General features: G+C 69.2%; 3 protein-coding genes. 1 reads left to right on the forward strand and 2 read right to left on the reverse strand.

All coding sequences use genetic code 11. The features are described 5' to 3' along the window. Positions 1–620 (reverse strand): C40 family peptidase (locus AC1DXV_RS31760; RefSeq protein WP_477937470.1); only part of this gene is annotated, 620 nt, incomplete at its 3' end. Positions 621–776: 156 nt separating this feature from the next. Between AC1DXV_RS31760 and AC1DXV_RS31765 the strand changes: the two genes are divergently transcribed. Further along, complete coding sequence (locus AC1DXV_RS31765) at positions 777–2669, forward strand: propionate--CoA ligase (RefSeq protein ID WP_477866767.1); 1893 nt, start codon at positions 777–779, stop codon at positions 2667–2669. Between the two features lie 51 nt (positions 2670–2720). Here the strand turns inward: AC1DXV_RS31765 and AC1DXV_RS31770 are convergent, their stop codons facing one another. Continuing rightward, positions 2721–4412, reverse strand: a complete 1692-nt coding sequence (locus tag AC1DXV_RS31770) for a PhoH family protein (RefSeq protein ID WP_477937471.1) — start codon at positions 4410–4412, stop codon at positions 2721–2723. Between the last annotated feature and the right edge of the window lie 19 nt (positions 4413–4431).

The following is a 4431-nucleotide window of genomic DNA, read 5'->3' on the forward strand; positions in this document are numbered from 1 at the left end:
GTGGCCGACGGCACGGCCGGCGCATCGGCCTGCTCGGCGCGGCGACCGCCGGTGAAGCGCTTGGCCCAGTACGCGAAGCGCATGTCCTCGACCCGCACCTCGCCGCCCGGCTTCGGCGCGTGGATGAACTTGCCTTCGCCGATGTAGATGCCGACGTGCGAGAAGGTGCGGCGCAGCGTGTTGAAGAACACCAGGTCGCCGGGCTTCAACTCGTCGCGCTTGACGGCCAGCAGGCCCTTCGCGTGCGCCTGCTCGTCGGCGCGGCGCGGCAGCACGAGGCCGAGCGCGCTCTCGAAGACGTGGCGGGTGAAGCCGCTGCAGTCGAAGCCGGAGTCGGCGTCGTTGCCGCCGCGGCGGTACCGCACGCCGAGGAAGTTCATCGCGGTCAGCACCATGTCGGATGCCTTCTCGCGGACGTGCTGGGTGAAGCTTTCGGGGGCGGCTGCCGTCGTGGTGACCGCCGGGGCGGAGGCCGCTTCAGGGGGCGGTGCCGCGGCCGGCGTGGCGGCCGCGCCACCCGGCGCGATCAGCCCCTTGTCGGTCAGCAGGCGGGAGATCTGGTCGGTGTCGGCCCAGGCGCTGCCGCAGCCGAAGGCCGCCGCCACCAGGGCGCTGCGCACGAAAAAGGGGACGGCCGACCGGAACATGCCGCGCAGCATAAAAGAGTCACCGGGCAGCGTCAACCGCAAAAGTCCTTTCAAAACCGGCACTTAGCACGTTCTCTTCAGGCTTTTCCTGGGTTGTTGCGAGGGTGTTTCTGTGGTGTAACCAAGGGTATGGATGCCTATCGCGATTTTCATGCGCGCTCGCTCGCCGACCGCGCCGGCTTCTGGTCCGAACAGGCGGCGCTGATCGAGTGGGAGCGGCCGTTCGAGCAGGTCTGCGACGCCAGCCATCCGCCGTTCGCGCGCTGGTTCGTCGGCGGGCGGACCAACCTGTGCCACAACGCGGTCGACCGGCACCTGGCCGCGCGCGCCGACCAGGACGCGCTGATCCACGTCTCCAGCGAGACCGGCGACGAGCGGCGCTACAGCTTCCGCGAGCTGCATGCCGAGGTGCAGCGCATGGCGGCCCTCCTGCTCGCGCTCGGCGTGAAGCAGGGCGACAGGGTGCTGGTCTACCTGCCGATGATTCCCGAGGCGGCGTTCACGATGCTCGCCTGCGCCCGCATCGGCGCGGTCCATTCGGTGGTGTTTGGCGGCTTCGCGAGCGCGAGCCTGGCGAGCCGCATCGACGATGCGCAGCCGGTGCTGATCGTCAGCGCCGATGCCGGCAGCCGCGGCGGCAAGGTCGTGGCCTACAAGCCGCTGCTCGACGAGGCGATGCGGCTGGCCGATCACAAGACGCCGCGCACGCTGATGATCGACCGCGGGCTCGCGCCGATGCAGCTCGATGCGCAGCGCGATGCGGAGTACGAGGCGCTGCGTGCGGCGCACTTCGACGCGGTGGTGCCGTGCACCTGGGTCGAGGCCACGCAGCCGAGCTACACGCTGTACACCAGCGGCACCACCGGCCGGCCCAAGGGCGTGCAGCGCGACACCGGCGGTTACGCGGTGGCGCTGGCCGCGAGCATGAAGCACATCTTCCAGGGGCAGGCCGGCGAGACTTTTTTCTGCACCAGCGACATCGGCTGGGTGGTCGGCCACAGCTACATCGTCTACGGGCCGCTGATTGCCGGCATGGCGACGCTGATGTACGAGGGCTTGCCGACACGGCCCGATGCGGCGGTGTGGTGGAGCCTGGTCGAGAAATATCGCGTCAGCGTGATGTTCAGCTCGCCGACCGCGGTGCGGGTGCTGAAGAAGCACGATGCCGCGCTGCTGAAGCGGCACGACCTGTCGAGCCTGCGCGCGCTGTTCCTGGCCGGCGAGCCGCTGGACGAGCCGACCGCGCGCTGGATCGCCGATGGCCTGGGCAAGCCCGTCATCGACAACTACTGGCAGACGGAGACCGGCTGGCCGATCCTGACGATCGCCAACGGCGTGGAGCCGATGCCCGGCAAGTTCGGCAGCCCGGGCGTGCCGATGTACGGCTACGACGTGAAGCTGGTCGACGAGTTGAGCGGCGAGGAGCTKACGCAGCCGAGCCAGAAGGGCGTGCTGGTCATCGAGGGCCCGCTGCCGCCTGGCTGCATGCAGACGGTGTGGCGCGACGATGCGCGCTTCGTCGAGACCTACTGGAAGACGATCCCCGGGCGCATGGTGTACAGCACCTTCGACTGGGGCGTGCGCGACGAGGATGGCTTCTTCTTCATCCTCGGCCGCACCGACGACGTGATCAACGTGGCCGGCCACCGGCTGGGCACGCGCGAGATCGAGGAGAGTATCAGCAGCCACCCGGCGGTGGCCGAGGTGGCGGTGGTCGGCGTGGCCGATGCGCTGAAGGGGCAGGTGGCGATGGCCTTCGTCGTGCTGCGTGATGCCAGCCGGGCCGCCGACGAGGCCGCGCGGCTGCGCCTGGAGGGCGAGGTGATGAAGACGGTGGAGCAAGGCCTGGGCGCGATTGCCCGGCCCTCGCGGGTGCACTTCGTCAGCGCGTTGCCGAAGACGCGCTCCGGCAAGCTGCTGCGCCGCGCGATCCAGGCGGTGTGCGAGCACCGCGACCCAGGCGACCTGACCACCATCGAGGATCCGACGGCGCTGCAGCAGATCCGCGACAGAGTCTCGTAGCCCGGATGCCAATCCGGGATGTGTGCGACGAAACCCGGGTTGTCACCCGGGCTACAACACCTCGGAAGCGAAATCGGCCAGGCGCGAACGCTCGCCGCGTGCCAGGGTGACGTGCCCCGAATGCGGCCAGCCCTTGAAGCGGTCGACCGCGAACGTCAGGCCCGAGCTGCCTTCGGTCAGGTACGGCGTGTCGATCTGCGCCAGGTTGCCCAGGCACACGATCTTCGTGCCGGGGCCGGCGCGCGTGATCAGCGTCTTCATCTGCTTGGGCGTCAGGTTCTGCGCCTCGTCGATGATCACGAACTTGTTCAGGAAGGTGCGCCCGCGCATGAAGTTCAGGCTCTTGATCTTGATCTTGCTGCGCACCAGGTCGTTGGTGGCCGCGCGGCCCCATTCGCCGGCCGCGCCGTCGGTCTTCGACAGCACCTCGAGGTTGTCGTCGAGCGCGCCCATCCACGGCGACATCTTCTCTTCCTCGGTGCCCGGCAGGAAGCCGATGTCCTCGCCGACCGGCACCGTCACGCGCGTCACGATGATCTCGGTGTAGCGGCGGTCGTCCATCACCTGCGACAGCCCGGCGGCCAGCGTCATCAGCGTCTTGCCGGTGCCGGCCGTGCCGGTCAGCGTGATGAAGTCGCACTCCGGGTCCATCAGCAGGTTCAGCGCGAAGTTCTGCTCGCGGTTGCGCGCGGTGACGCCCCACACCGCGTTCTTCTGGTGGGTGTACTCGCGCAGCGTGCGCAGCACCGCGGTCTTGCCGGTGATCTCGGTGACCTTGGCATACAGCGGCGCGGCGCCCGGCGCCTCGAGGTAGACGAACTGGTTGACCAGCAGCGCCGGCACCATCGGCCCGCTGATGCGGTAGTAGGTGAGGCCGCCCTGGTTCCAGCTCTCCATGGTCTTGCCATGGCGATCCCAGAAATCGGCGGGCAGCGGCAGCACGCCGGTGTAGAGCAGGTCGCCGTCGTCCAGCGTCTTGTCGTTGGTGTAGTCCTCGGCGGCCAGGCCCAGCGCACGCGCCTTGATGCGCATGTTGATGTCCTTGGACACCAGCACCACCTCGCGGCCCTGCTGCTGGTCGCGCAGCGCCTGCACGACGCCCAGGATCTGGTTGTCGGCCTTGCCCTGCGGCAGCCCCTGCGGCAGCGTCACGTTGACCAGCGTGGTCTGGAAGAACAGCTTGCCGCCGGCCTCGCGGTGGCCGGTGGTCGCGAGCGGCAGGCCGTCGACCATGTCGCGCCCCGGCTGGTCGGAGAGGCCGCCGGCCAGCGCATCGAGGTCGCGGCTCACCTGGCGTGCATTGCGGGCGACCTCGGACATGCCCTTCTTGTGATCGTCGAGCTCCTCGAGCGTGATCATCGGCAGGTAGACGTCGTGTTCCTCGAAGCGGAACAGGCAGGTCGGGTCGTGCATCAGCACGTTGGTGTCGAGCACGAACAGCTTGGCCGGGCCGGTGCCGCGCGGCTTGCGGGCTTTCGGCTCGGGTGCGCTGCGGCGCGGCTTGTCGGCGGGATACGTGTGCGGGCTCGCGGCCGGCGGGGCCGTCACCGGCGCGATCGCCTTGGCGGTGACCACCGGCGCGGCCTCGCGCGGCGCATCGAACAGGTCGAGCACCGCCGGCGAGGCGGGTTCCTCGCTGCGTTTGTTCTGCGTGCGTTTGCCGGGTTTGGGAGCGGCCTGCGATTCGAAATCGGCGGGGGTCAGGAGGGCGGCGCGTTTGGCAGGCGGCTTGGGCAGTGGCATGGGCGGTGTGTGTGTCAGG

Source organism: Rhizobacter sp. P3_C12 (genome assembly GCF_056402735.1).